At 69.0% G+C, this 25,748-nt stretch carries 27 protein-coding genes and 1 pseudogene; 22 read left to right on the top strand and 6 right to left on the bottom strand.

All coding sequences use genetic code 11. The annotated features are described in order from the left end of the window. Positions 1–92: 92 nt before the first annotated feature. Complete coding sequence (locus tag OG266_RS20395; RefSeq protein ID WP_371547635.1) at positions 93–1,622, top strand: substrate-binding domain-containing protein; 1,530 nt, start codon at positions 93–95, stop codon at positions 1,620–1,622. A gap of 107 nt (positions 1,623–1,729) precedes the next feature. Further along, positions 1,730–3,133 carry a M20/M25/M40 family metallo-hydrolase gene (locus OG266_RS20390; protein WP_371547632.1) on the top strand — a complete coding sequence of 468 codons (1,404 nt, stop codon included), beginning with the start codon at positions 1,730–1,732 and terminating at the stop codon, positions 3,131–3,133. Between the two features lie 160 nt (positions 3,134–3,293). Here OG266_RS20390 and OG266_RS20385 read toward each other — a convergent pair whose 3' ends face one another. Next, positions 3,294–4,103: an SLATT domain-containing protein gene (locus OG266_RS20385; protein WP_371547630.1), complete on the bottom strand. Its 810-nt coding sequence runs from the start codon at positions 4,101–4,103 to the stop codon at positions 3,294–3,296. A 260-nt stretch (positions 4,104–4,363) separates the two neighbouring features. Between OG266_RS20385 and OG266_RS20380 the strand changes: the two genes are divergently transcribed. From OG266_RS20380 to OG266_RS20350, 7 genes and pseudogenes are all read left to right on the top strand, one after another. Next, positions 4,364–4,708 (top strand): YbaB/EbfC family nucleoid-associated protein, encoded by a 345-nt coding sequence (locus tag OG266_RS20380; protein ID WP_266457444.1) that lies wholly within the window; start codon positions 4,364–4,366, stop codon positions 4,706–4,708. Between the two features lie 118 nt (positions 4,709–4,826). After that, positions 4,827–5,426, top strand: a complete 600-nt coding sequence (recR, locus tag OG266_RS20375) for a recombination mediator RecR (protein ID WP_326721624.1) — start codon at positions 4,827–4,829, stop codon at positions 5,424–5,426. Then, positions 5,419–6,078 carry a DUF5063 domain-containing protein gene (locus OG266_RS20370; RefSeq protein WP_371547625.1) on the top strand — a complete coding sequence of 220 codons (660 nt, stop codon included), beginning with the start codon at positions 5,419–5,421 and terminating at the stop codon, positions 6,076–6,078. The genes recR and OG266_RS20370 overlap by 8 nt, the downstream gene beginning before the upstream one ends. Positions 6,079–6,099: 21 nt before the next feature. Then, a pseudogene (locus tag OG266_RS20365) lies at positions 6,100–6,369 on the top strand (type II toxin-antitoxin system RelE/ParE family toxin); the annotation flags it as partial. After that, entirely contained in the window at positions 6,366–6,698 is a 333-nt protein-coding gene (locus OG266_RS20360; protein WP_266457432.1) for a helix-turn-helix domain-containing protein, read from the top strand. The pseudogene OG266_RS20365 and the gene OG266_RS20360, both read left to right, overlap by 4 nt. 113 nt (positions 6,699–6,811) lie before the next feature. Then, complete coding sequence (locus OG266_RS20355; RefSeq protein ID WP_371547620.1) at positions 6,812–7,123, top strand: trypco2 family protein; 312 nt, start codon at positions 6,812–6,814, stop codon at positions 7,121–7,123. A 24-nt stretch (positions 7,124–7,147) separates the two neighbouring features. Next, entirely contained in the window at positions 7,148–9,841 is a 2,694-nt protein-coding gene (locus tag OG266_RS20350; protein WP_371547618.1) for a tetratricopeptide repeat protein, read from the top strand. 4 nt (positions 9,842–9,845) lie between these two features. On the opposite strand, the gene OG266_RS20345 is transcribed toward OG266_RS20350, so the two are convergent. Beyond that, entirely contained in the window at positions 9,846–10,253 is a 408-nt protein-coding gene (locus OG266_RS20345) for a hypothetical protein (RefSeq protein ID WP_371547617.1), read from the bottom strand. An 84-nt stretch (positions 10,254–10,337) separates the two neighbouring features. On the opposite strand from OG266_RS20345, the gene OG266_RS20340 reads away from it, so the two are divergent. The 5 genes from OG266_RS20340 (at position 10,338) to OG266_RS20320 (ending at position 13,329) form a co-directional block, all read left to right on the top strand. Further along, positions 10,338–10,661, top strand: a complete 324-nt coding sequence (locus tag OG266_RS20340; protein WP_371547614.1) for a helix-turn-helix domain-containing protein — start codon at positions 10,338–10,340, stop codon at positions 10,659–10,661. 6 nt (positions 10,662–10,667) lie between these two features. Then, complete coding sequence (locus OG266_RS20335) at positions 10,668–11,153, top strand: DUF5753 domain-containing protein (RefSeq protein ID WP_371552879.1); 486 nt, start codon at positions 10,668–10,670, stop codon at positions 11,151–11,153. Then, positions 11,150–11,341 carry a DUF397 domain-containing protein gene (locus OG266_RS20330; protein ID WP_371547612.1) on the top strand — a complete coding sequence of 64 codons (192 nt, stop codon included), beginning with the start codon at positions 11,150–11,152 and terminating at the stop codon, positions 11,339–11,341. The genes OG266_RS20335 and OG266_RS20330 overlap by 4 nt, the downstream gene beginning before the upstream one ends. Before the next feature lie 283 nt (positions 11,342–11,624). Continuing rightward, the gene (locus tag OG266_RS20325) at positions 11,625–12,659 is read left to right on the top strand and encodes a hypothetical protein (protein ID WP_371552877.1); all 1,035 of its coding nucleotides are present in this window, start codon (positions 11,625–11,627) and stop codon (positions 12,657–12,659) included. Between the two features lie 91 nt (positions 12,660–12,750). Continuing rightward, positions 12,751–13,329, top strand: a complete 579-nt coding sequence (locus OG266_RS20320) for a Uma2 family endonuclease (protein WP_371547610.1) — start codon at positions 12,751–12,753, stop codon at positions 13,327–13,329. A 10-nt stretch (positions 13,330–13,339) separates the two neighbouring features. Here the strand turns inward: OG266_RS20320 and OG266_RS20315 are convergent, their stop codons facing one another. After that, the gene (locus OG266_RS20315) at positions 13,340–14,074 is read right to left on the bottom strand and encodes a sulfite exporter TauE/SafE family protein (protein ID WP_371547607.1); all 735 of its coding nucleotides are present in this window, start codon (positions 14,072–14,074) and stop codon (positions 13,340–13,342) included. Positions 14,075–14,136: 62 nt separating this feature from the next. Here OG266_RS20315 and OG266_RS20310 point away from each other — a divergent pair, with 62 nt between their 5' ends. From OG266_RS20310 to OG266_RS20295, 4 genes are all read left to right on the top strand, one after another. Beyond that, positions 14,137–14,556 (top strand): hypothetical protein, encoded by a 420-nt coding sequence (locus OG266_RS20310; protein ID WP_371547605.1) that lies wholly within the window; start codon positions 14,137–14,139, stop codon positions 14,554–14,556. Then, complete coding sequence (locus OG266_RS20305; protein ID WP_371547602.1) at positions 14,553–16,649, top strand: tetratricopeptide repeat protein; 2,097 nt, start codon at positions 14,553–14,555, stop codon at positions 16,647–16,649. The genes OG266_RS20310 and OG266_RS20305 overlap by 4 nt, the downstream gene beginning before the upstream one ends. A gap of 120 nt (positions 16,650–16,769) precedes the next feature. Next, complete coding sequence (locus OG266_RS20300; RefSeq protein ID WP_371547599.1) at positions 16,770–17,273, top strand: SgcJ/EcaC family oxidoreductase; 504 nt, start codon at positions 16,770–16,772, stop codon at positions 17,271–17,273. Positions 17,274–17,414: 141 nt separating this feature from the next. Next, positions 17,415–17,918, top strand: coding sequence for an SgcJ/EcaC family oxidoreductase (locus tag OG266_RS20295; RefSeq protein ID WP_371547596.1), 504 nt, complete (start codon positions 17,415–17,417; stop codon positions 17,916–17,918). Here OG266_RS20295 and OG266_RS20290 read toward each other — a convergent pair. Both OG266_RS20290 and OG266_RS20285 read right to left on the bottom strand, forming a co-directional pair. After that, positions 17,881–19,182, bottom strand: a complete 1,302-nt coding sequence (locus OG266_RS20290; RefSeq protein ID WP_371547593.1) for a sensor histidine kinase — start codon at positions 19,180–19,182, stop codon at positions 17,881–17,883. The two genes, OG266_RS20295 and OG266_RS20290, sit on opposite strands and share 38 nt — an antisense overlap. Continuing rightward, the gene (locus OG266_RS20285) at positions 19,179–19,865 is read right to left on the bottom strand and encodes a response regulator transcription factor (protein ID WP_371547591.1); all 687 of its coding nucleotides are present in this window, start codon (positions 19,863–19,865) and stop codon (positions 19,179–19,181) included. The genes OG266_RS20290 and OG266_RS20285 overlap by 4 nt, the downstream gene beginning before the upstream one ends. 257 nt (positions 19,866–20,122) lie before the next feature. On the opposite strand from OG266_RS20285, the gene OG266_RS20280 reads away from it, so the two are divergent. From OG266_RS20280 to OG266_RS20265, 4 genes are all read left to right on the top strand, one after another. Further along, complete coding sequence (locus tag OG266_RS20280) at positions 20,123–21,415, top strand: aspartate kinase (protein ID WP_329546351.1); 1,293 nt, start codon at positions 20,123–20,125, stop codon at positions 21,413–21,415. Further along, on the top strand, positions 21,415–22,509 hold the full coding sequence (locus OG266_RS20275; RefSeq protein WP_371547587.1) for an aspartate-semialdehyde dehydrogenase: 1,095 nt from the start codon (positions 21,415–21,417) through the stop codon (positions 22,507–22,509). The genes OG266_RS20280 and OG266_RS20275 overlap by 1 nt, the downstream gene beginning before the upstream one ends. Positions 22,510–23,105: 596 nt before the next feature. Beyond that, positions 23,106–23,681 carry a SigE family RNA polymerase sigma factor gene (locus tag OG266_RS20270; protein WP_323178311.1) on the top strand — a complete coding sequence of 192 codons (576 nt, stop codon included), beginning with the start codon at positions 23,106–23,108 and terminating at the stop codon, positions 23,679–23,681. Next, positions 23,678–24,895 carry a hypothetical protein gene (locus OG266_RS20265; RefSeq protein WP_266457392.1) on the top strand — a complete coding sequence of 406 codons (1,218 nt, stop codon included), beginning with the start codon at positions 23,678–23,680 and terminating at the stop codon, positions 24,893–24,895. Before OG266_RS20270 ends, OG266_RS20265 begins: the two co-directional genes overlap by 4 nt. Positions 24,896–24,928: 33 nt before the next feature. Here OG266_RS20265 and OG266_RS20260 read toward each other — a convergent pair whose 3' ends face one another. Continuing rightward, complete coding sequence (locus tag OG266_RS20260; RefSeq protein ID WP_371547584.1) at positions 24,929–25,729, bottom strand: SURF1 family protein; 801 nt, start codon at positions 25,727–25,729, stop codon at positions 24,929–24,931. Positions 25,730–25,748 lie beyond the last annotated feature (19 nt).

The following is a 25,748-nucleotide window of genomic DNA, read 5'->3' as shown; positions in this document are numbered from 1 at the left end:
ACGGCACCTCAGGAAATTCACCTGGCGTCTCCTGGAGGTTCCCGTTCCGCGCCGTACCGTGTCCGCACCATCGGGCTCGGGGGAGTGCTCAAGTGGAGTGGCTCAGCGCAGAGAACGTGGTGGCCGTCGGTACCGCTCTGATCGGTATCGTCGCCGCCGCCGTGATGGTCTGGTACGAGCGCCGGGTGCCGCGTCGCAAACGCATCGGCTACCGGGTGCAGATGGACAACCCGATAGGCGACGACGTGCGTTCGGGGATCGCGAACGTCCGGCTCGGACTGTTCGACGAGACGCCCGACATGACCAACGCCACGCTCGTCCTGCTGCGGGTGGAGAACGACGGATCGCAGAGCATCGCCCGCGAGGACTACACGAGTGGTGAACGGCACGGTCTGACCGCGGTGTTCACGGACCGCACCATCCGGGGCGTCTCCGTCACCCAGCCGCCCGGCGCCAACAACCTCATGGGCAACTTCACGCCGTCCGCGGGCCTCGGCTACGAGGACGGCATCCTGCGCATCCCGCGCGTTCCGCTCAACCGGGGCGAGCACTACAAGCTCCTCGTGCTGCTGTCGGGCGGCGACGTGGGGTGCCCGATACAGATCATCGGCGGGATCCGGGACGGCGAGGTCCGGCCCAACCGTGCCATGACACCGGACGACCGGCCGCCGCTGTTCAGCCGTGCGGCCCAGCTGATCACCGCCTTGCTGACCGTGTGCGTCGTGACCCTCGCGCTGATCGTCGTGCTGCGCGACGACACCAGGCCCCCGATCGGCTGCGAGACCGGCAGCCTGACCGTCACCGGCTCGACCGCCTTCGCGCCCGTGATGCGCGAGCTGGCCGAGAAGTACGAGAACGACTGCGAGGGCGCCGACATCACGGTGGACGCGCACGGCAGCCAGGCGGGACTGCGCGAACTGGACACCGCGGGAGCCGAGTCCAAGAACGGCGCCCCGCCCGTCGTCGCCCTCTCCGACGGGCCCAAGTCGAACGGACTCGACAAGCTGCGGGAGAACCGGGTCGCCGTCTCGGTCTTCACGCTGGTCGTCAACGACAAGATCTCCCTCACGAACCTGTCCACCGAGGACGTACGCCGCCTCTACCGCGGCGAGATCAAGAACTGGAAGGAGCTCGACGGCCCCGACCTGCCCGTCCTGCTGGTCAGCCGGGACGCCAACTCCGGTACCCGGCAGGTCTTCCAGCGGCGCGTGCTGGGCCGCGGCGAGATCGCGAACTCCTCCCTCGACTGCGTCCACAAGGACGACCCGACCGCCCCCGTCGTGCGCTGCGAACTCGACTCCACCGACCAGGTGTTGAGCACGGTCGCCAAACTGTCCGGCGCGGTCGGCTACAGCGAACTCAACAACGCCACCGGGTACGACGGCCTGCACGGCCTCGGCCTCGACGGCCACGAAGCCTCCGTCGAGGACCTCGAACACGGCACCAGCGACTACCCGTACCGCGAGATCGAGTACGCCTACACCTACGGCGCCCCGCCCGCCGACTCCCTCGTCTCCAGTTTCCTCACCTACATCAGGGGCGGCGGCCAGGACGTGATCCGTACGCACGGGCATCTGCCGTGCGGGACACCGGTGGGGATGAGGATCTGCGGCGCGGGCTGATCCCGGGTTCGCTCAGGGCGCCCTCGACGCCCCCTTGCCCGAGGGTTGTCGCGTACACAACCATTGCAGGGGTCCATCGGTTCGCCTCGGCTGTCTCAGGAGGACACATGCGCCACAGCAGGAGATCGGTCCTGACCGCGACGGCGGCGAGTGCGGTGGCGCTGGGAGTGACGGCGCCTCCGGCGCAGGCGGCTTCCTCCGGATCCGGCTCCCGCCCGCCCGCGACCGCGCAGCCCCCCAGCCGCGAACTCCGCGCCCTCCTCAAGGAGATCGACCCCGACCGCATCGAGGCGACCGTCCGCAAACTGGTCTCCTTCGGGACCCGCCACACGCTCTCCGTGCAGGACGACCCGGCGCGTGGCATCGGCGCGGCCCGCGACTGGCTGCTCGCCGAACTCCGTTCGTACGCCGCCGAGTCGGGCGGCCGTATGACGGTCGAGGCACAGTCGTACATCCAGGAGCCGGCGAGCCGCATCCCGACCGCGACGCGCATCACCAACGTCGTGGCGACCCTGCGCGGATCGGTGACCCCGGAGCGGGTCTACGTGGTGTCGGGCCACTACGACTCGCGGGTGACCGACGTGATGGACGCCGTGTCCGACGCCCCGGGCGCGGACGACGACGCGTCCGGCGTGGCGGTGGCCCTCGAACTGGCCCGGGTGATGGCCCGGCGCCGCCCCGCCGCCACGATCGTCTTCGCGGCGGTCGCGGGTGAGGAGCAGGGCCTGTACGGATCGGCCTACATGGCACAGCAGTTCAAGGTGGCCGGGGCGGATGTGCAGGGCATGTTCACCAACGACATCGTGGGCAGTCCGACGGCCGACGACGGTGTGGAGGACCCGTACACGATCCGCCTCTTCGCGGAGGGCGTGCCGACGTCCGAGACCCCGGCGCAGGCAGCCACCCGCCGCTCGGTGGGCGGCGAGAACGACTCCCCGACCCGCCAGCTGGCCCGCTTCGTCCGCGACACGGCGGACAACGCGGCGACGGGCATGCACGTACGGATGGTGTACCGCCGGGACCGCTACCTCCGGGGTGGCGACCAGATCCCCTTCCTCGAACGCGGCTACCCGGCAGCCCGGTTCACGGAACCGGCGGAGGACTACGCCCACCAGCACCAGGACGTACGCGTCGACGACACCGGCAAGCAGTACGGAGACCTGCCGGAGTTCTGCGACTTCGCCTTCGTCGCCCGGGTCGCGAAGGTCAACGCGGCAGCCCTGTGGACCCTGGCCCAGGCCCCCGGCACCCCACGCGACACCAAGATCATCACGTCCACCCTGACCAATTCCACCCAACTGACCTGGACCCGCGGCACCGAACCGGACCTAGCCGGCTACGAAGTGGTCTGGCGCGAGACAACGGCCCCCGAGTGGACCCACGTCCTCCCCGCGGGCGACGTGACGACCTACGAGGTCGACATCTCCAAGGACAACGTGTTCTTCGGCGTACGGGCGGTGAACCGGGCGGGGGAGCGGAGCCCGGTGGCGTTCCCGGCGCCGGGGGCGTGAGGAGGATTTTCAGCCCCGGCCGGGGAAGATCTTTCAGCCCGTCCGGCGTTTGAGGACGAGCCCTTCGGGCGACCGGGGGTCTGGGGGCGGAGCCCCCAGGAACAAGGGACGGGTAGGGGCGGAGGGGGCGAAAAACTCCACCCCAGCCCACCCCCGGGGCCTACCGAGGCTCCGGCGGCCGCTGCCGAGGCATGTTCGGCCGAGTCCCCGGCGGCAAAGGCACCCGCCCCGGCGGCACCCCCTCACCCCGAGGCGACCCCACCGACGACTGGATCCCCATAGGCGCGGACCCCGTCCGGAACTCCACCATCCAGTCCGCCGTCTCCGCCCGCACCAGCTCAGTCACGTCATCAGAGAACCGCCGCAACACCCCAAGACACCGCTCGGCGGCCTCACTGGCCGTCCCCTCCGTAGGCCCCAGAACCTCCCGCACACTCTCGGACGCCCAGTCGAACTGAAGTACCTGAAGCCGCCGCTGCACCGCCTGAGCCGTGGCCACGTCCCTTATCCACCCGGACGTAACCCCGAAGAACCGGTCACAGGCGACGCACGCACCCCCGAGCAGCAGCGCCAGATACCCCCAGGGGGCAACCCCGCCGACCACACCCGTGAGGTCGAGGAGAGGAAGCGCGGCCCCGGCGACAGCCCCCGCCGCCGCCCCGCCCCGCAGCACCCGCGCCGCCCACCGCTTCCGTACCCGGTCCGCGAGATACCAGGAAGCCGTGTCGAGCGCCCCGCACTCCACCCACCGGTACAGCTCGTCGAGCCGCTCCGCGGGCTCCCCCCAGTCCCCGAGCGGAAACGGCCGCCCGGTCAGGTCGCCCGGCCGGGTCCCCGCGGCGCCGTCGTCGCGCCCGCCCGGCCCGCCCCGCCCGTCCTGGGGCGGCCCCTCGGGCTGCATCTCCGGCTGGCTCACCCGGCACTCCCTACTGACGACGGTGATGACGTTGCGTGACGTCACGTGACGCATGATGCAGCAGCGTCACGCCCTTCCTACCGCCCAATGGGTGGCGATGGCCCGGGTTTCATCGCTTTTACGCCCGGAAGTGGGGCTTGATCAGGTATAGGCTTCCGGACCGCCTCACTCGAAAGAGTGCTTGAGCGATGGCCCGGCCGACCACGTAGGCTCGTGCCGAGAGGGAAAATCCCGCACTCGCAGCCGTACTCGAAGCGGTACCGACAACCGCACTCACGGCGGTACTCACAGCCGTACGAAACCAGGAGCTGATCGTGATTCCCGGTGGTGGCCAGCCCAACATGCAGCAGCTGCTCCAGCAGGCCCAGAAGATGCAGCAGGACCTCGCGAACGCGCAGGAGGAACTCGCGCGCACCGAGGTCGAAGGCCAGGCGGGCGGCGGCCTGGTGAAGGCGACGGTGACGGGCTCGGGTGAGCTGCGTGCCCTGGTCATCGACCCGAAGGCGGTGGACCCGGAGGACACCGAGACCCTCGCCGACCTGGTCGTCGCGGCGGTCCAGGCGGCGAACGAGAACGCCCAGGCGCTCCAGCAGCAGAAGCTCGGCCCGCTCGCCCAGGGTCTCGGCGGCGGCAGCGGTATCCCCGGCCTGCCGTTCTGAGACACGGGCGTGCCGTTCTGAGACACGGCCTGTCTTTCTAAGAGGGGCAACGGCCAACTACGGTACGTACGTACCGCCGAAGCAAGCACGCACGTGAGGACCCAGGAAAGGCAATCCGTTGTACGAAGGCGTGGTCCAGGACCTCATCGACGAGTTGGGGCGGTTGCCCGGCGTCGGTCCCAAGAGCGCGCAGCGGATCGCCTTCCACATCCTCCAGGCCGAGCCGACGGACGTCCGCCGTCTCGCGCAGTGCCTGATGGAGGCCAAGGCGAAGGTCCGCTTCTGCGCGACCTGCGGGAACGTCGCGCAGGAAGAGCTCTGCAACATCTGCCGCGACCCGCGCCGCGACCTCTCGGTGATCTGCGTGGTCGAGGAGTCGAAGGACGTCGTGGCGGTCGAGCGCACCCGCGAGTTCCGGGGCAAGTACCACGTCCTGGGCGGCGCGATCAGCCCGATCGAGGGCGTCGGCCCGGACGACCTGCGCATAAGAGAGCTCCTGGCCCGTCTCGCCGACGGTGTGGTCACGGAACTGATCCTCGCCACGGACCCGAACCTGGAGGGCGAGGCCACGGCCACGTACCTCGCCCGCATGATCAAGCCCATGGGCCTCAAGGTCACCCGCCTGGCCAGCGGCCTCCCGGTGGGCGGCGACCTGGAATACGCGGACGAGGTCACGCTCGGCCGCGCCTTCGAGGGGAGACGACTCCTAGATGTCTGACGCCACGCTTCACGCGACCAGCCAGGACCCGGACGACTTCGTGGTCCAGATCGCGGACCAGGTCGAGAGCTTCCTGGTCGCCGTCTCCGAGGTGGCGAAGGGCGACGAGCCGGACTCGGCGGTCCCCTTCCTCCTCCTGGAGGTCTCCCAGCTCCTGCTGGCCGGCGGCCGCCTCGGCGCGCACGAGGACATCCTCCCCGACGAGCGCTACGAGCCCGACCTGGGCCCGGAGCCCGACGTGGACGACATCCGCGAGCGCCTCGCGGTGATGCTGGAGCCGATCGACGTCTACTCCGAGGTCTTCGACCCCTACGAGCCGCGCAAGGCCCCGGTCCCGGCCCGCATCTCCGACGACCTCGCCGACGTCATCGCCGACCTCCGCCACGGCATGGCCCACTACCGCGCCGGCCGCACCACCGAAGCCCTCTGGTGGTGGCAGTTCTCCTACTTCTCCAACTGGGGCTCCACCGCCTCCGCAACCCTCCGCGCCCTCCAGTCCGTGGTAGCCCACGTCCGCCTCAACCAGCCCCTCGAGGAACTCGACGGCCTGGACACCGACCAGGACCTCGGCGAGGAAGCCCTCGCAGAGGAAGCGGGCAAGGTCATGGCGGAGGAGATCGCGGGACCGCTGGGCTTGCGGACGGTCAAGTAACGACGGGTTGGCGGGGCGTGCGGCCCAGCGCTGGGGCGCCCGCTCGTCGACCGGCTCACCGGCTGCCGTACCCACAACCTCAAAGAGCTGCGACCAGGCAGCTCGGGGAGCACCGAGGTCCGGATTCTGTTCGTCTTCGACCCCAAGCGGGAAGCGATTCTGCTGGTGGCCGGAGACAAGTCCGGCCGCTGGAGGGACTGGTATCGCGAGTCGGTCCCCCTTGCCGAGGCCCGCTACGACGAGTACTTGGCCGCCGCGGACGAGGCGGGAGAGGACGGGAAGACCCGATGAGCCAGTACAGCAACTGGGCAGACGTCAAACGCCGGATGCGGGAGAACCAGCCCGAAGTGCCCGACGCCGAATGGGAGTCCCGCAAGCAGGCCGCGCGTACGGCGACCGAGGCGCGCGTGGTGGGTCACCATCTCCGGGAGATCCGCGAGGAGCAGGGGCTGACGCAGGCTCAGGTGGCCGGGTCGGTGGGAATCTCGCAGGCCAGGGTCTCTCAGATCGAGCGCGGGGAGATCCACAACCTAGAGACGATGCGCACGTATGCGGAGGCGCTCGGGGCCAGGATCACTGTGACGATCGAGTACGGGGACCGCGCGGTCGGGGCGGCCTGACTGTCGCGGATGTCATCTTCCTTCGTACGTCGATGAGTTGGGCCCTACGGTGTGGAGCGCGGCGAGTACGCTGCGTCCCACAGTGCGTGTACGGGGACGAACGGGGACGCTCGATGGCGGATCAGGCGTGGGTCGGTCTTGCCGAGGCGATCGGGGCGATCCGGGCGGAACTTCAGCAGGCTGCGCGGGACGGGGCGGGGCAGGAGATCCAGTTCCGGACAGGGCCCGTTGAGGTCGAGTTCTCCGTGGATGTGAAGAAGGACGGGGAAGCTCGGGCGAAGGTGCTGGTGCTGCCGTTCGGGGCGGAGGCCAAGGCCTCGCGGTCCAAGGGGACGACGAGCCGGGTGAAGATCACGCTGCAGCCTGTCGACGACGAGGGCGCGGATCTGCGTATCGCGGACAAGTCCGGGGAACGCCCCAAGTAACGGGGAGCACGGGGGTGTTGGCCTGTGGATGTGCGACGGGTCGTGGAGATCTGGAATCCAGTCGGGAAGTGTTCGGGAACCGGGTATCTGGTCGCGGACGGACTTGTCCTGACGGCCCTTCACAATGTGCTGGGTTGTGGGGCGTTGGAGGTCAGGTGGCTCGGCCGTGATGCGGAATGGCTTACGGCGGAAGTGCTGTGGCCACAGCCCTCGCCACCCGATCTGGAGCGCGAGCCGCAGGCCGACGGGGCGTTGATCAGGATCACGGATCCGGACTGGCAGCCGCCCTCGGGCGTCGAACCTGTCCGATGGGGCCGGATCGACGGCACGGTCGTGCGGGACGAGCAGCGACTGACGTGCGTAGCGGTCGGCTTTCCCCGGTCGGAGGTGCGGGACGGCGTCCGCGACACGAAGGAGATCCGCGGCCACATCGAGACACTGACCGGGCTCAAGTCCGGTGGACTGATCACGGCGTACGTCGACCAGGTCGCCGTACCAAGCAAGCCGGACGAGAAGTCGCGGTGGGCGGGGGCGTCAGGGGCGGCGTTGTTCGCACGGGGGCGGCTGATCGGGGTGGTTACGACCGACCGGCAACGGGATTACGCCGGGGATCAGTTGACGGCGGTGTCCGTGGAGTCGCTGGCGGCCCGCCCCGGATTCTCGATCACCGTGAAGGCAGGCGGGACCGACTTGGTCCCGGAAGACGTCACGGCCGCCGACCCAGAACGGCCGCGTACATCGGCGTACGACGTCGAAGTCCCGCGGGGCGTGAACAACCTGCCCGAGCTTCCGTCGCCGATCTTCGTCGGCAGGGCGGAGGTCATGGCCGAACTGGAGCGGGCTCTCGCCGGAGAATCGCAGACGATCACCCAGACCCTGCACGGCCTCGGCGGTGTCGGGAAGACGACGCTGGCTCTGCACTACGCCCATGACCACGCGGGGGCGTATCGGCTGGTGTGGTGGATGCGCTCGGACACGCCCGAGCGCATCGAGGCGGGGTTCGCCTCCCTCACCGTCCGCCTGCGGGGCGGCGCGGCGGACGGTCTCACTCCCGCGCAGGCTGCCGAATGGGCGATCGGGTGGTTGCAGACCCACCCGGGTTGGCTCCTGGTCTTCGACAACGCGGAGAAGCCGGAGGATGTGCATACCTGGACGGGCCAACTCCGGTCATCCGGACGCTACTTGATCACCAGTCGATACAAGCGGGGTTGGGTGTGCGACCCGATCCCGTTGCCCGTGCTGGACGAGGAGGCCTCGCTGGCCCTCCTGTCGCGTCTTGTCGGGGGCGGCAACGACGACGAGGACGAGGCCCGCGCGTTGGCGGACGACCTCGGGCATCTGCCGCTTGCTCTGGAACAGGCAGGGGCCTTCATCGCACAGACCGAGGTCCCGATCGCGGCGTACCGGGCCATGCTGCGCCAGTACCCGGGGCGCGCCACGGACGCGGCACCGGGCGGCTCGGCCCCCGGGCGGACGATGGCGGGGATCTGGCGCATCACCCTGGACACGCTCCAGGAACGGGACCCCCGGTCCGTGGACATTCTGCGGATCGCCGCGTGGTACGCCCCGACGGGCATTCCTCGCGACCTGTTCGCACCGCTTGCCGAGGATCCTGTCGACCTCGCCCAACTCCTCGGACTGCTGGCCGACTACAACATGATCACGCTCGACAGGGCGGGGATCGGTATCCACCGCCTGGTCCAGACGGTGGCCCGCACTCCGTCGGAGGATGACCCTCATCGTGACCAGGCCGGAATCAAGGCTGCACGTGAGCGGGCTACGGGGCTGCTGCTCGGCGAGCTCCCGGAGGATCCCCGCGTGAACGTCGCGGGCTGGCCCACTTGGAGAACGCTGCTCCCACACGTCGAAGCCGTCCTCGACGCGGGCGATCCGGGTGAGGATACCGCTGCGATTGCCTTGATCCTCAACCTGATAGGAAGGTTCCTCCAAGGACAAGGGCAGTTGAGGCAGGCTACCGATTACTACAGCCGCTCCCTGGCAGCAGCTACCCGGGTGTTCGGTGAGGATCACCCGGACACGCTGGGCTTGCGGAACAACCTTGCTTACGCGTATAGGTCCGCGGGTGATCTGGGGCGGGCGATCCCGTTGTACGAGCGGACGTTGGATGATTTTGTGCGGGTGCTGGGTGAGGATCACCCGAACACGCTGCTCTCGCGGAACAACCTTGCCGGCGCGTATGCGTCGGTAGGTGATCTGGGGCGGGCGATCCCGTTGTACGAGCGGACGTTGGATGATCGTGTGCGGGTGTTGGGTGAGGATCATCCATACACGCTGGGCTCGCGGAACAACCTTGCTCACGCGTATGGGTCCGCGGGTGATCTGGGGCGGGCGATCCCGTTGTACGAGCGGACGTTGGATGATTTTGTGCGGGTGTTGGGTGAGGATCATCCATACACGCTGGGCTCGCGGAACAACCTTGCTGGCGCGTATAGGTCCGCGGGTGATCTGGGGCGGGCGATCCCGTTGTTCGTGTCAACGTTGGACGATCATGTGCGGGTGCTGGGTGAGGATCACCCGGACACGCTGCTCTCGCGGAACAACCTGGCCGGTGCATATAGGGCGGTGGGGGATCTCGGGCAGGCGATCCCGTTGTACGAGCAGGCGCTGGCCGACTGCCTCCGGGTGCTGGGTGAGGATCACCCGACGACGAGACTCGCCCGCGAGAATCTGGCCGTGGCTCGTGAGCAAGGACCATGACCTGCTACCGGACCAGCCCCAGCACTGTACGCAGTTGCCCCGGATCCACAAACGGCGTCGTAACCGTCGGCTCGCTGTACCACCGCAACGGCCACGTGTTCCCGTCCAGCGCCGGGATCCCGATGTACGTGACCGTACGACTCCCGGCCCCGCCGAACCGCTGCACCCCCAGCGGCCATTCGTGGGCCCTCGCAGCCCCCGGCGCCAGCAGGAAGTACATCCATCGGAAGCCGACCGCTTCGCAGACGACGGGTCCCGCGTCGCCATCGGCGGCCTCGATGAGGTCGGCGGCGACCTGTTCCCCGCGTACGCCCTGGACACGGACCGCGTCGAAGTAAACGCCGGACAGTCGGAGTTGGTGGCCGGCGAGGGGGACCCAGTTCGGGCGGTAGTGGGGGATTGCGTTCGTCATGGTCACACGGTGGCGGTCGCGAGGCTACGCTCGGTAGCGACCGAGGGGATACACGCCGGGGTGTATCAGTCGGAGGTGGCCGCTGTGTCAGTCCAGTACAACTCCAACTCACAACCGTCGCCGGGCACCTGGCGCTACAGCGGCAACCAGATGAAACGCTGGCGCACGAAGGCGAACATCAGCCGCGAGGAACTGGGTGCCGCCGCCAACTACTCCCCGGACACCATCAAGTCCATGGAGCAGGGTGTACGGATGCCGACGCCACGTGTGCTGGACGTGGCCGACGAATTGTGCCAAGCGGAGGGCCTGCTCAGCGCGGCCAAGGAGTACCTCCAGAGGGAGAAGTTCCCGGCGCGGGCGCAGGACTTCATGGAGCGCGAAAAAGAGGCGATCAACCTCTGGTGGTAGGAGCCACTGCTGATCCCAGGTCCATTGCAAACGAAGTCGTACGCACGGTCACTGATCGGCAACCATGTCCCACCGCTGGACGACGACACCATTCAAGAGCGGGTCGGCGCACGAGTTGAACGGCAGCAGATTCACACGCGGAAGCCGCTGGTGGGGTGCAGCTACATGCTGTACGAGGCGGCTCTGCGAGGCGCTTACGTGGACATGGAGCAGTTGCACCACCTCTTGCAGGTAGAACTGCTGCGCAACGTGACGATTCAGGTTCTGCCCTATGAGCGGGCCAGGGCCGTCGCGCTCCTCGGTGGGATGGTGCTTCTGGAGAGTAAGGAGCACGAGCGTCTCGCGTATACGGAGGCGCCGTCGGCAAGCCAGCTGACGGCCGACCCGGATGTCGTGAGCGCGCAGATCGAACGGCTTAGCATGATCCGCACGATTGCCCTCGACCCGGAAGAGTCGGCGCACTTCATCGAGCGGATGGTGGCGAAGCAATGAACGACGGGCTGAAGTGGTTCAAGTCGAGCTACAGCGACTCCGAAGGCGGTGCCTGCGTTGAAGTCGCCCTCCCCGCCCCCCAGGTGACCGTCTACATCCGAGACTCCAAGAACCCCGCGAGCCCCGAACTGACCGTCTCCGCAACCGCCTGGAGGGCGTTCATCTCCGCAGCTCAGCCCGGAGCTTGAGCCCCGAGACCCGAGCTCCTCACCACTTGGTTCTGGTCTGGTGAAAGCAACCCAACCAACCAAGTCTGTACGTGAGTTGAGCGCGCGTAACTCGTAAGAGTGACGTTCCGTGATCAGCTTGCGTCGGAACGTAAAGCCGCTCTAGGTTCGCGGCAAACGTGCAAATAGTTCGGCCCCGGTCGGTGCTGCGAACACCGGCTCCGGGACCTGACCTACGAATCGAAAGCAGTCGATCGTGGCTTACGCCCAGCCTAGCCCTGCCCTGCCGTCCCCCGCGCACCCCATGGCCAATACGGGCTACGGAAAACGCGCCACGGGTGACGAAGACCCGCACGCGGACCCGGACTTCGCACATCTGCTCCCCCGGGACGCCGAGATCGCCGTCTTCATCGACCATCTCGACGACGGCCACGCCATGGGCCACAAGGTCATCGCGGCCGAGCACCCCCACTACGGCCAGCAGGCCTGCCGTACGTCCCTCAAGAGCCTCACCGGGGCCGGCCACCTGCGCTGGATCAAGGAACACATCACCGTCGAGGACAGGTCGATGCGGTGGGTGACGCGGACGTACTGGTCGCGTACGCCCAGGTCGGCGCAGTGGTGGGCCGAGTTCGCGCGCAAGCGCCACGGCAGGGACGTGACGCATGACTACCAGCCGGGCCTGGCGAGGGCGGAGGACCCGGCCCCTGAGCCGGAGAGTGAGAGCGACGGGATCCCGGAGACGGATCCGACCCCCGAGCCCAGCGCCGCGTACCGCACGCTCACGCGACTCCGCTCCGGGGACCCCCGTATGCCCCTCTCCGAAGCCGAGTGCCGAGCGCTCGAACCCCTCGCCGCCGAGTGGCTGTCACGAGGCGCCACCCCGGCCGAACTGACCCGCGCACTGACCGACGGGCTGCCGCCCACCATCACCAACCCGGGCGGACTCGCCCGCACCCGACTGGAGACCAAGATGCCCCCGAAGAAGAACGACGCCGTACAGACCCGCCCCCTCCGCGCCCGCGTGACCCGCGTGCTCATGGCCTGCGCCACCTGCGACGCCGACGAGCGGACGGTGAAGATCATCAACGGCGTGTGCGAGGAATGCCATGCGGAGCCGGACGTGACCGAGGAAGAGATCAAGAAGGGTTTCGAGGAGATCGCTTACCTGGGCACCACGACGGCCCGCTTCCTCAAGCAGAAGCTGGAACGCCGTACGGGCGGGCCCGTGCCCGACACGTTCCGCTCGGTGCCGATCGAGGACCGCGTCCACTACCACTACCGCGACAACCGCGACCGCATTGCGAACGGCCTCCCGCCGAGGCGGTGGAAGCCGTGACGGTCGAGAAGCGGCACGGACGAGGGGGCGGCGGCGTATGAGCGTGCAGGACGTGCCGGTCGGGGCACCATGGAGTCAAGGAGGCGACGCCATGACCCCCATGACCGCAGACGGTCCTCAGATGTCCGTCGAGGAGTTCGAGCAGTTGGAACGCCATGCCCCCGAGACGGTGCGGCTGGAATTCGTCAATGGAAGGGTCCAGGTCAAGCCCGTGCCGGACGGCAACCACAGTGAGATCTGCATGTGGCTCTTGGAGCAGTGCATGCAGTTGCGTCCGGACCTTCGGCTGTATCCCGAGCGAGGCCTCAAGACGGAGACTTACCGCAAGGGGCGTGCCCGTGCGGACGGGATCCTGGTACCCAAGGGGAGCCTCAAGGGGCACGGGGAGTGGTCCGACGCGGATACCGTGCTGATGGCTGTGGAGGTCACGTCGTACGACTCCGACACCAATCAGCGCGACCGGGTCGAGAAGCCCGACGGCTACGCAGCGGCCGGGATCCCCGTGTATCTCCTCATCGACCGGGACGATTGCTCGGTTGTGGTGTTCAACCAGCCGGAGGATGGCCGCTACCGGCGAGAGGAGAAGTTGCCCTTCGGCGCCGCCGTCAAAATTCCGGACCCCGTGAACATCACTCTGAATACCGAGCCCCTCAAGGAGTTCGCGGACTGAGAGGCGGAAGTCAAAGCCCCCACAACCCCTTCCCCAAAGTAGTGAGCCCCCCGACCAACGCCAGCCCCAGCACCAGCATCCGCGCCCGCTTCTCCGGTACCCGCTGGGCAAGTGCCCGGCCGATCACGCCGCCCGCCACCATCCCCGTGACCGCCAGCGCCCAGACCGGCGCGCTGAGCCGGGGGATCCCGTTCGCGGCGACCGAGAAGACGTTCACCACCACCCCGTAGAACATCGCGTTCGGCACGAACTCCCGTACCGTCCAGCCCGCGTTGACCGCGTACAGAGACAGTGGCGGACCTCCGACCCCCGCCGCCGAGTTCATGAATCCGCCGACGGCTCCTGCGGCCACCGCGCCTCCGCCTCCGCGTAGGGCAGGCACTCGGGCGCCGCGCATCACCAGCGTCACGGCGGCCGTCACCAGCGCTCCCATGAAGGCGAGCAGTACGGGTTCCGGGAGTCGTCGGGCCAGCCAGGTGCCGGCGGGTACGGTGCACGCCGCTGCCACGCACAGCGGCACCATGGCGCGCAGGCGTACCCGGCGCCAGCCGCCCGCGAGGCCGACCATGCTGATGGCTCCGGCCGCGCAGTTGGCGAGTACGACGCCCTGGGCAGGGCCGAGCAGGAGTACCAGCGCCGGTACGGCGACCAGGGCGAAGCCCATTCCCGTGAGCCACTGGACGGAGGAGCCCAGCAGCACGATTCCGCCCAGCAGCAGACTGTCCGCCCACTCGGGACCTGCCACAGCCGACAACCACCTCGCATTGGGTCCACGCGATCGACACCCTGGCACGCCATGATGTGTGTATGGGGCCAAAGACAGTGCTGTGGACCGGAATTGGGCTGTGTGCGGCGGGGGCCGTCGGACTGGTCGTCGGCGGCCTGCTCGACGTCGACGCGGCGGACCCATGGGCGAGCGTGGCGGGAGGCGCCGCCGCGCTGATCGGGCTCGCGCTCACGCTGTACGTGCTGGTCACCCAGTCGTCGGCCCCCGCGGCACCCGCGTCCTCCGTGACCGCGAGCGGTGAACGGTCCGTCGCCGCGGGCGGGAACATCGGATCGGTGGCGACAGGCGACGGCAGCACGGCCACGGCTCCACCGACGATGCCCGCCTCGACCCCGCCGCCCCCCAACCGCACCGTCACCGCCTCCGGCGAACGCTCCATCGCCGCCGGCGGCGACATCGGCAACGCGTCGACCGGCAACGCGTCGACGAGCGACTCGTGAGCGGCGAGTCGGTGGAGGCCTCCGGAGACCGCTCGGTCGCCGCAGGCGGGAACATCCGGCAGGTGGCGACCGGGGACTTCGCCACGCTGGCCGAGCACGCGACGATGCTGCCGCCGGAGGCGTTCGCGCTGGGGCCCTGCACCTTCCCGGTGCGCAACGTCCCCGACCGCAGCGCGCAGTTCGTCGGACGTGGGCGCGAACTCGCGCTGCTGGACGGGGCGTTCGGCGAGCCCGGCGGTGTGGTCGTGCACGCCGTGCACGGGCTGGGCGGGATCGGGAAGTCGACGTTGGCCGCGCACTGGGCGATCGGCCGGGCGGTGGACTTCAACCCGGTCTGGTGGATCACCGCCGAGTCCCGGACCGGTGTGGACGCGGGCCTCGCCGCTCTCGGCCGTGCGCTTCAGCCCGCCCTGGTCGACGTCCTGTCCGAGGACGCCTTCCGCGAACGTACGCTCCAGTGGCTGTCCGCCAACGACGGCTGGCTGCTCGTCCTCGACAACGTCTCCGACCCCGCCGACATCCGGCACCTCCTCGCGCGGGCGCCGGGTGGCCGCTTCCTGATCACCACCCGCCGGGGCGCGACGAGTTGGCGGGGGATCGCCGAGCCACTGGACCTGGACGTGCTCGAACCGGCGGAGGCGGTCGAGCTGTTCACGAAGGTCTGTCCGGGGCAGAGCGGCGGCGTCGAGGAGCTGTGCCGCGAGTTGGGGTACCTGCCGCTGGCGGTCGACCAGGCCGCCGCGTACTGTCGGGAAGCGGGGATCGGCCCGCGCAAGTACCTGACGCTGCTGGCCAGTTATCCGGCGGACATGTACGCGGCCACGGCGGAAGGCGGTGACGCGGAGCGGACGGTGGCCCGGGTCTGGAACGTGACGCTGACGCGGCTTGCCGACACCCCGGCGGCCCAGATGATCCTGGAGGCCACCGGCTGGTGGGCGCCGGACGGAATTCCGCGTACGTACCTGGAGTTCCTCGGGAGCCCGCCGGAGATCACCGAGGCGATCCGGCGCCTCGCGGCCCACAGCATGATCACTCTGCGTGGTAACACGATCTCGGTGCACCGGTTGGTGCAGGCGGTGGCCCGTACGCCGGAGCGTGCTGGTCCGCGCCCGGATCCCAGGCGTGTCGAGGTTGGGCGCGAGATCGCCGTGCGGCTACTTCTGGAGTTGGAGACGGCGACCGACGAGGACGGCGAATGGGAGGACGCCCACCGTGTCTGGGCGGCGCATGTCGAGGCTTTGGCGTCGAGAACCGCACCGGAGACGGACACGGCCGAGATGGCGGAGCTCTACGGCGAGGCGGCGTCGCAGTACGCGAGGGACGGCCATTTCGAACGCGGGTTGGCGCTGGGCAAGCGCGCGGTCACCGCTGCTCTGCTTGTCTGGGGCCCGGACCACGAGAAGGTGCGCCTGGCCCGCAGCCGGCTGGCCGTGGGATATCAGGGTGTGGAGAGATTCGACCTGGCCCTCGTCCTCTACGAGCAGATTCTGGCGGACACCGAGCGTGCGCTGGGGGCCGATCATCCGAAGGTGTTCCAGACTCGTGGCCTGTTGGCCGATGTGCTGGAGAAGACAGGCGATGGGGAGCGCGCGCTGACACTCGCACGCGAGAACGCCGAAGCTGCGGCACGTGCGCTGGGCGATGACCACCCGGGGACCCACAATGCCCGTCTGCTGCTGCACAGACTCCGTCGGGAACTGGGCTCGGAACAAGGCGGCGAGGCTTCCGTTCGTTCCCTTGAGAGCCAACTCGCCGACGCGATCACAACGTTGGGGAAAGGCCATCCGACCGTTGTCCACCTCAGAATGGAACTGTTCTACACACGGCGGGAGGCGGGTGACTTCGACGAGGCCGCCCTGCTGATCGAGGAGGCTGTCGCCGGGTTCGGGATGATCTACGGCAGATCCCACGTGATGACACTGGTGGCTCGTGCCATCCACGTGATGCTCCTCCGGTCGGCCGGAGAGGGCGCGCAGGCCGACGCACTGGCACCGGCGGTCCTTGAGGACACTATGCAGGCGCTCGGTGACTCCGCGTATGCGCGGAAGATGCGAGGGTGGCTCTACCTCGGGTCCCCCGCGCGGCCCGACTGATTTGGAAAGACCCTGGCCGTCCCCTGCACGTCCGCTGCACGGCCCTTAACCAGTGCGAAGAGAAAGTGGAACTGCTCCCACCGAAGAGGAGCAACCCACCTCACCCGCACTGGAGTTGCCATGAAGCGCCAGACCCGTACCCGCGCCGCGATAGCCACCGCCGCCGCCCTCGTCGCGGCGGGCACCGTCACCGTCGGCGTCAGCACGGCCGGCCCGGAGTCGAAGAGCACCAAGCCCACCAAGGCGCAGATCGCCGCCCTGTTCGACGGCTGGAACTCCGCGCTGCAGACCGGCGACGCCGAGACGGTGGCCGACCGGTACGCGAGCGACGCGGTGCTTCTCCCCACCGTCTCGCCGGAGATCCGTACGGACCGCGCGGGGATCGTCGACTACTTCGAGCACTTCCTGGCGAACAAGCCGCAGGGCAAGAAGATCCGCACCGTCGTCAACGTTCTCGACAGCAACTCCGCCATCGACGCGGGTCTGTACGAGTTCACGCTGACCGACCCCGAGACCGGCGAGAAGCGCGAGGTCGAGGCCCGCTACACGTACGAGTACGAGAAGCGCGGCGGCCAGTGGCTGATCGTCAACCACCACTCCTCCGTGCTGCCGGCCGCGGGCTGACCCTCCCCCTGAATCCTCGGCAAACCTTGGCCATGCGCTGATCGTTTCCAGGGCGGCTCTTTACCTGCGCGAGAGGAAGGTTGAACCGCTCCCGGAAGGCACCAAGACGGAGCAACGAACCCCCCATGCACAGGAGTTGTGATGCAACGTCACATACGCACCCGCGCCGCGACAGCCACCGCCGCGGCCCTGATCGCCGCAGGAACCATCACCGCCGGCGTCAGCGCGGCCACCCCGGAGCACCAGAGCGGCAAGCCCACCAAGAAGGAGATCGCCGCCCTCTTCGACGGCTGGAGCAGCGCGCTGAAGACGGGCGACCCGGAGGTCGTCGCCGACAGATACGCCGACGACGCGGTGCTGCTGCCCACCCTCTCGGCCGAGATCCGTACGGACCGCGCGGGGATCGTGGACTACATGGAGGGCTTCCTCGCGAAGAAGCCCGAGGCCTCCAAGGTCCAGACGGTGATCAACGTTCTCGACAACAACTCCGCCATCGACACGGGTCTGTACGAGTTCCAGCTCACCGACCCGGTGACCGGCGCGAAGAGCACCGCCGAGGCCCGCTACACGTACGAGTACGAGAAGCGCGACGGCGAGTGGCTGATCGTCAACCACCACTCCTCGCTGCTGCCGGACGGAGACTGACCGCCACGCACAGGCCGCCCCCGGGCGCGTCCCGCAGGGCCACGGTCCCGCCGTCGTCGGTCACCAGCTGCTTGACGATGGCGAGGCCGAGTCCGGAGCCGGAGCGCCCGGTCAGGCCCTGACCGCGCCAGAAGCGGTCGAAGGCGCGGGACTTCTCGGCGTCCGACATGCCGGGACCCTGGTCGAGGACCGACAGTTCCACCGAGTCGGCGTCCACTGACACCCGTACGGTGATCGTCGTGCCGTCGGGGGACACCTCCAGGGCGTTGGAGAGCACGTTGTCGAGGACCTGGTCCAGGTGCCCCGGGCTGGCCAGCACAGCCGGCCGGCCGCCGAACTCTCCCTCGATCGCGATGGTGACCCCGCGCTCCTCGGCGGCCGGTCTCCACACGCTCAGCCGCTCCTCGACCAGCTCCCGCAGCGGCAGTGCCTCCGCCGCGGACACCTTCGCCTCGGCCCGGGCGAGCACGAGCAGGCCGTTCACCAGGCGGCTCATCCGCACCACTTCGGCCGTGGCCTGCTCCACGTCCTCGCGTACGAAGAAGTCATCGGCCCCGTCCGCGATGTTGTCCAGCGACAGGCGCAACGCCGTGAGAGGGGTACGGAGTTGGTGCGAGGCGTCGGCCACGAAGATCCGCTGGGAGTCGATCAGGATGTCGAGCCGTTCCGCGCCCGAGTTCAGGGTGCGGGCCAGCTGCTGCGTCTCCGGCGGGCCCGTGACCGGCGAGCGGGCGGTCAGGTCGCCGTCGCCGAAACGGCTCGCCATCTCGTTCAACTGGCGCAGCGGGCGGGTGAGTCGGCGGGCCACCAGCGCACCGAGGCCGGCCGCCACCGCGAGCACGCCCACCGCGAGGACCGCCCGGAAGCCCCAGATCCGCCACAGGCGTGAGGTCAAGTCCGAGGTGGGATAGGTGACTTGGACGGCGCCCACCGTCCGGCCGCCGTCCGCGACCGCCGGTACGGTCACCTTCAGCGCCCCGTCACCCCAGTGCGCCGTGGTCTTCCCGTCGGTGGCCGAGGCCGGGAGCACATCGACCGTGCCGGGCGTCTCGGCGGCGTACGCCTCGGACATCCGCGTCAGCGCCGCCCGCGAGGCCGCGTCCCCGTCCGCGAGCAGCAGCGCCATGGTCCGCGCCTCCCGCCGTACGGACTCCTCGGTGTCCCCGCGCAGCTGCGCGGTCAGGGTGAACGCCACCGGCACCGTGAAGGCCGTCAGGGCTACGGCGACCAACAGGACGTAACTGACGATCAGTTGCCGGATCATGAGGGCAGCCCGCCGGCGATCTCCAGGCGGAAGCCGACCCCCCGTACGGCTTCGATGGTCACCGCGCCCGCCAGCTTCCGCCGCAGCGCCGCCACATGGACGTCGAGGGTCTTCGTCGGCCCGAACCAGTTCGCGTCCCAGACCGCCTCCATGATCTGCTCGCGCGACATCAGCGCGCCGGGCTCCTCGGTGAGGAACGCGAGCAGGTCGTACTCCTTGGGTGCGAGGGCGACCTCCTCGCCGTCCAGGCGTACGCGGGCGGCCTTGCGGTCGATGGTCAGGTGCTCGCCGTACTGATCGGGGCCTGTCGGCGAAGACGCGTCGTTGCGTGGCTGTGCGCGCCGCATCACCGCTCTTATCCGCGCGATGACCTCACGTACCCCGAAGGGTTTGGTGACGTAGTCGTCCGCGCCGAGCTCGAGCCCGACCACGCGGTCCGTCTCGTCGCTGCGGGCGCTGATCACGATGATCGGGACGTCGCCGCGCGCCCGCAGCGCCTTGCAGACGTCGAGGCCGTCGGTGTCGGGCAGCCCGAGGTCGAGGAGGACGACGTCGTAGGGGCCCTCGTACGTCAGGGCCGCCCCGCCCGTGGTCACCCACTCGACCTCGAAGCCGTAGCGCAGCAGGCCGCGCCGGAGCGATTCGGCGACCGGTTCGTCGTCTTCCACCAGGAGTACGCGCACGTGGGAACCCTAGTACTTGAAAGTTGAGTCATGACTCGCCTGTGTGACACGGCGCACTTTCCCGCGTGGCAGGACCCGGGGGCGGGCAGATGCCGTTCCGGAGCGGCCGGAGGACTTCGCAGTCCTGACGGACCGGGTGATCACCTCGTGGGCGGGACATCTCACGATGCGATACCCCGGAGGGGAATTCCGGCCGCTCGTTAGACTGAGCCGACCGCAGTTGTGCGGTGCAGATACGGATTGATCGAGGAGCGCACGTGGGCCTTGTCGTGCAGAAGTACGGAGGTTCCTCCGTAGCCGATGCCGAGGGCATCAAGCGTGTCGCCAAGCGGATCGTGGAAGCGAAGAAGAACGGCCACCAGGTGGTCGTGGTCGTTTCCGCGATGGGCGACACGACGGACGAGCTGATCGATCTCGCCGAGCAGGTATCTCCGATGCCCAGCGGGCGAGAGTTCGACATGCTGCTGACCGCGGGAGAGCGGATCTCCATGGCGCTCCTTGCCATGGCGATCAAAAACCTGGGCCACAGCGCCCAGTCGTTCACCGGCAGCCAGGCGGGTGTCATCACCGACTCGGTCCACAACAAAGCGCGGATCATCGACGTCACGCCGGGCCGTATCCGTACGGCGCTCGACGAGGGCAACATCGCCATCGTCGCCGGGTTCCAGGGCGTCTCGCAGGACAAGAAGGACATCACCACGCTCGGCCGCGGTGGCTCCGACACGACCGCCGTCGCGCTGGCGGCGGCCCTCGACGCCGAGGTCTGCGAGATCTACACCGACGTGGACGGCGTGTTCACCGCCGACCCGCGGGTGGTCAAGAAGGCACAGAAGATCGACTGGATCGCCTTCGAGGACATGCTGGAGCTGGCGGCCTCCGGGTCCAAGGTGCTGCTCCACCGCTGTGTGGAATACGCGCGCCGCTACAACATCCCGATCCATGTGCGCTCGTCCTTCAGCGGACTGCAGGGCACCTGGGTCAGCAGCGAACCACCCGTTCGAAAGACACAGCAGCAAGGGGACCAGAAGGTGGAGCAGGCCATCATCTCGGGTGTCGCTCACGACACCTCCGAGGCCAAGATCACGGTCGTCGGCGTCCCGGACAAGCCCGGTGAGGCCGCCTCGATCTTCCGCGCCATCGCCGACGCCGAGATCAACATCGACATGATCGTGCAGAACGTGTCCGCGGCCACCACGGGCCTCACCGACATCTCCTTCACCCTCCCCAAGACCGAGGGCCGCAAGGCCATCGACGCTCTGGAGAAGGCGAAGAGCGTCATCGGCTTCGACTCGCTGCGCTACGACGACCAGATCGGCAAGATCTCGCTCGTCGGCGCCGGCATGAAGACGAACCCGGGTGTCACGGCCGGCTTCTTCGAGGCCCTGACCGACGCCAATGTGAACATCGAGCTGATCTCGACCTCCGAGATCCGCATCTCGGTCGTCACCCGAGCCGACGACGTCAACGAGGCGGTGCGCGCCGTGCACTCCGCCTTCGGGCTCGACTCCGACAGCGACGAGGCCGTCGTCTACGGGGGCACGGGCCGCTGATGGCCCGTACCGGGTCGCGAACCGAACGACCGACGCGGACCGAACAGCCGACGCTCGCTGTCGTGGGTGCGACCGGAGCCGTCGGCACGGTCATGCTCCAGATCCTGTCCCAGCACGCGGACATCTGGGGCGAGATCCGTCTCATCGCCTCTCCGCGCTCGGTCGGCCGCAAGCTGAACCTGCGCGGCGAGGAGGTCGAGGTCGTCGCCCTGACGGAGGAGGCCTTCGACGGCGTCGACGTCGCCATGTTCGACGTACCCGACGAGGTGGCCGCCCAGTGGGCGCCGATCGCCGCCGCCAAGGGCGTGGTCGTCGTCGACAACTCCGGCGCCTTCCGGATGGACCCGGACGTGCCCCTCGTCGTACCCGAGGTGAATCCGCACGCGGCGCGCGTGCGCCCGCGCGGGATCATCTCCAACCCGAACTGCACGACCCTCTCCATGATCGTGGCCCTCGGCGCGCTGCACGCCGAGTTCGGGCTCCGCGAGCTGGTGGTATCCAGCTATCAGGCGGTGAGCGGGGCGGGCCGCGCGGGCATCGACACCCTGCGGCAGCAGCTGTCGCTGGTCGCCGGTACGGAACTGGGGACCAAGCCCGGTGACGTACGGCGGGCGGTGGGCGACAACACCGGACCGTTCCCGGAGCCGGTCGCGCTGAACGTGGTGCCGTGGTCCGGGTCCCTCGCCGAGGACGGTTTCTCCTCCGAGGAGATGAAGGTACGCAACGAGTCCCGCAAGATCCTCGGGCTCCCCACGCTGCCGGTGGCCGTGACGTGCGTACGCGTCCCCGTCGTCACCACGCACTCCCTCACCGTCCACGCCCGCTTCCAGGCCGAGGTCACCGTCGACAAGGCGCGGGAGATCCTCGCCACGGCGCCCGGGGTGGTGCTGTTCGACAACCCGGCCGCCGGTGAATTCCCCACCCCCGCCGATGTGGTGGGCACCGATCCGACCTGGGTCGGCCGGGTACGCCGCTCGCTGGACGATTCGACGGCACTCGAACTGTTTGTCTGCGGGGACAACCTGCGCAAAGGTGCTGCATTGAACACGGCGCAGATCGCGGAGCTCGTGGCGGCGGAGATCACGAGGCTTTAAGTTTCGCGTCAAGCATGACCTGGGGCCGGAATCCTGGTGGCCTTCCGGGGATTCGTTTGTAGGATCTGTGTTGGATGTGTGGTGCGAGCATCTGGATGGACGTCCCGGTCTTCAGGTGGCCGGTGCGTCCTGATGGGTGTCTCGGTCTTCAAGTGGCCTGAGCATCCGGGCGGGTGTTCCGGTCTTCAGGTGGCCGGAGTGGTCGACCGGGTGCGTGCGGCGGCGATCGGCCGCCGATATGTGGTGCGAATAATGGTCCGGACCACTTGAAACGAGTCACCAGTCGTTCGAAGATTTTCCTCCCCGTCTTCCGCAACCGTGCGGAGGGCGGGGAGCGTCTTTGCGGTCGCCATTCAGGGGTGGCCGGGCGTCGCGGTAAAACGGGACATAGGGGATGAGCTGGTACGCATGAGGGCATTTGACGCATTGTCAAAAGGGGTGCCTGACGCAAACGCGATGCCTGATGCGTACAACCCTCGCGGGGGGACGCGTGTCCAACTGGCGTGGCAGAGGTACTCGAATTCACCGCGGTACAGACGAGGGGCAACGCCCTTCGTCCACCCCGCCGACTCCGCAGCCCCGGCGTGCCCGGCGGCATGCCGGTGATCGCGCCCATGCCCGCAGCGCGGCCCGCCCGCCTACCGAACCAGCGCGACGGCGCCGAGGACAGCACGGCCGCCGGAACCACCGTCGACCATCTCACCGAGACCTACCGCGCCCACTACCGGTCGCTCCTGGGCCTCGCGGCGCTCCTGCTGGACGACACCGCGTCGTGCGAGGACGTCGTCCAGGAGGCCTTCATCCGGGTGCACTCGGCGCGCAAGCGCGTCCGCGACCCGGAGAAGACGCTCGCGTATCTGCGCCAGACCGTCGTGAACCTCTCGCGGTCCGCCCTGCGTCGGCGCATCCTCGGCCTCAAGCTCCTCTCCAAGCCGATGCCCGACATGGCGAGCGCCGAGGAAGGCGCCTACGACCAGTTGGAGCGCGACGCGCTGATCAAGGCGATGAAGGGACTCCAGCGCCGCCAGCGCGAGGTCCTGGTGCTGCGTTACTTCGCGGACATGACCGAGGCGCAGGTCGCTGAGACGCTCGGGGTGTCGCTGGGGTCGGTCAAGGCGTACGGCTCGCGCGGCATAGCAGCGCTCCGTGTCGCCATGGAGGCTCCGGCATGAGCGAGTACGACGAGCGGCGGCGCCCCGAGGAACCCGGGCGCCCCGAACACGAGCACAAGCAATCGCACGCTGGGAACGGAATTGTGAATCACGGCCCCGAAGGACACGGCCGCGACGGACGACACGGTCCGGACGGCGGGCACGGTCCCGACGGCGGACGCGGTACTGACGTACAGGGCTCCGGCGTACAGATCTCCGAAGGGCTCGGCTCGGACGGACCCGATCCCGAAGGGCTCGGCTCGGACGAGCGGGCGCTGCGGCTCCTGCTGCACCAGGCCGTCCAGGAGATCGAACCCACCGACGGCACCCTGGAGCACCTGCGCCGCGCGGTGCCGGCCCGGCGGGCCCGCAAGCGCCACGCCGCGGTCGGGATGGCGGCCGCCGCGCTCTTCGTCGGCACGGCCGTCCCGGCCCTGCTGCACGTCTCGAACGCCTCGGGACCGAACGCCAATCCGTCCATCGCGGGCAACACCTCGCAGACAGAGGGCGGCTCGGGGCAGGGCAAGAGCACGGACGGCGGGGAGCACGCGGTGGGCGGTTCCTCCGGCACGGCCAAGGATCCGGGCAAGGAAGGCCCGAAGGGCACGCCGTCGGCGAGTACGGGCGCGGACACCGGGGCCGCCACGGGCGGCGCTGTTCCGACGGCTTCCTCGGTGACCGCGCCCACCTGCACCGTGGACCAGCTCGGCGGGGCGACCAGCGCCCTCGGCGACCCGGACTCCACCGGCACGGTCTACGGCTCCTTCGCCGTCTCGAACGTCTCCACCGCCGTGTGCTCGGTCAGCGGCGCGGGCACCGTGAGCACCGTCACGCAGGGCGCGGCTGACGCCACCAAGATCAGCGTGGTGAACCATGTGGCGGGCGACGCGGCCAGCGGGCTGCCCGACCCCTCCACGGAGGTCACCTCCCTGGTACTTCAGCCGGGTGCCTCGTACGTCGTGAAGTTCGCCTGGGTGCCTTCGGAGACCTGCCCGACCACCAGCGAGCCCTCGCCCGACCCGACCACCACGGACGACGCCACCACCTCCGGCGGCACCTCCACGGACAGCGGCGGCACCTCGACGCAGCTCATCACGGAGGACGGGGTGGCCGAGGGCAGCGTCACCGTCTCGCACACGGACCAGACGGGTACGGCCACGGCGACGACGACGGTCTCCAACGCGTGCGCGGGGACGGTGTACCGGACCGGGATGCTGGCGGCCGACGCCTCGTAGTTCCCGGGTCTGGCTGCGGGTCTTTCCGGAGGTCTACGAGACCGGCGTACCGGCGGTGTCCGGTGCCGGCTCCTCGTCCGGGACCAGGCCCAGTTCCGCGTCCCGGGCGAACTCCACCTCGCGGCGCAGCAGCCGGAACCACATGAAGACCACGAAGCCCGCGAAGACGAACCACTCACCGGTGTAGCCGAGGTTCTGGAACGCCTTCAGGTCGAGGCCGGTGTCCTGCGCCGCGGTCGCGGGAACCGCCATCATCCCGCTGTCGGCCTTGGCGAGGGTGATCCAGGCGTCGTACATCTTGTACGGCACCAGGTTCACCAGCGACGCCGAGCTGATCGCGCCGGTCTGGCCCTTGGGCAGCCCGCCGACAGCGCTCACCCCGTTCGACCCCGGGCTCTCGGACGCCTGGAGCGCGCCCGTCACCGTGACCTCGCCGGCCGGCGGGGCCGGGGCCTTCGCCGGGTCCGCGTCGCCGGGCAGCCAGCCCCGGACGACGGGCAGCGCCCTGCCGTCGTCGGTCCGCAGCAGCGTCAGTACGTAGAAGCCGCGCTTGTCGTCCACCTCGCGGTCCGGCACGAGCAGCTGCTCGGCGTACCGGCCGGTCGCGGTGGCCTGCTTGCCGGACGTGTTCTTGTCCACGGGCAGCAGCTCGGCGAGCGGCCGGGCCGCCTCCGTCTTCGCCGCCTCGGCCTGCTCACTGGCGTCCCGGCTGGTCTGCACCCGGTCCTCGAACCGCCCCAACTGCCATGACCCCATGAACACGCAGAAGGGGATGGCCAACAGCACGAAGACGTTGATCCCCCACCAGCGGGGCGTCAGCAGGAACCGGTACACGACTTCAAAGGTACGGGGC

The organism is Streptomyces sp. NBC_00554 (assembly GCF_041431135.1).
Lineage (GTDB): Bacteria > Actinomycetota > Actinomycetes > Streptomycetales > Streptomycetaceae > Streptomyces.
Note: the sequence above shows the minus strand (reverse complement) of the source record. Positions and strands in the feature narration are given on the sequence as shown.

What these genes read in the sequence shown, in the direction of transcription:
- OG266_RS20290 (WP_371547593.1), bottom strand. Translation starts at nt 19,182, where the DNA reads ATGATCCGGCAACTGATCGTCAGTTACGTCCTGTTGGTCGCCGTAGCC.
- OG266_RS20275 (WP_371547587.1), top strand. Translation starts at nt 21,415, where the DNA reads ATGGCCCGTACCGGGTCGCGAACCGAACGACCGACGCGGACCGAACAG.
- OG266_RS20310 (WP_371547605.1), top strand. Translation starts at nt 14,137, where the DNA reads ATGGGGCCAAAGACAGTGCTGTGGACCGGAATTGGGCTGTGTGCGGCG.
- OG266_RS20360 (WP_266457432.1), top strand. Translation starts at nt 6,366, where the DNA reads ATGAGCCAGTACAGCAACTGGGCAGACGTCAAACGCCGGATGCGGGAG.
- OG266_RS20295 (WP_371547596.1), top strand. Translation starts at nt 17,415, where the DNA reads ATGCAACGTCACATACGCACCCGCGCCGCGACAGCCACCGCCGCGGCC.
- OG266_RS20370 (WP_371547625.1), top strand. Translation starts at nt 5,419, where the DNA reads ATGTCTGACGCCACGCTTCACGCGACCAGCCAGGACCCGGACGACTTC.
- OG266_RS20300 (WP_371547599.1), top strand. Translation starts at nt 16,770, where the DNA reads ATGAAGCGCCAGACCCGTACCCGCGCCGCGATAGCCACCGCCGCCGCC.
- OG266_RS20325 (WP_371552877.1), top strand. Translation starts at nt 11,625, where the DNA reads ATGGCCAATACGGGCTACGGAAAACGCGCCACGGGTGACGAAGACCCG.
- OG266_RS20320 (WP_371547610.1), top strand. Translation starts at nt 12,751, where the DNA reads ATGACCCCCATGACCGCAGACGGTCCTCAGATGTCCGTCGAGGAGTTC.
- OG266_RS20270 (WP_323178311.1), top strand. Translation starts at nt 23,106, where the DNA reads ATGCCGGTGATCGCGCCCATGCCCGCAGCGCGGCCCGCCCGCCTACCG.
- OG266_RS20385 (WP_371547630.1), bottom strand. Translation starts at nt 4,103, where the DNA reads ATGCGTCACGTGACGTCACGCAACGTCATCACCGTCGTCAGTAGGGAG.
- OG266_RS20345 (WP_371547617.1), bottom strand. Translation starts at nt 10,253, where the DNA reads ATGACGAACGCAATCCCCCACTACCGCCCGAACTGGGTCCCCCTCGCC.
- OG266_RS20265 (WP_266457392.1), top strand. Translation starts at nt 23,678, where the DNA reads ATGAGCGAGTACGACGAGCGGCGGCGCCCCGAGGAACCCGGGCGCCCC.
- OG266_RS20355 (WP_371547620.1), top strand. Translation starts at nt 6,812, where the DNA reads ATGGCGGATCAGGCGTGGGTCGGTCTTGCCGAGGCGATCGGGGCGATC.
- OG266_RS20330 (WP_371547612.1), top strand. Translation starts at nt 11,150, where the DNA reads ATGAACGACGGGCTGAAGTGGTTCAAGTCGAGCTACAGCGACTCCGAA.
- OG266_RS20390 (WP_371547632.1), top strand. Translation starts at nt 1,730, where the DNA reads ATGCGCCACAGCAGGAGATCGGTCCTGACCGCGACGGCGGCGAGTGCG.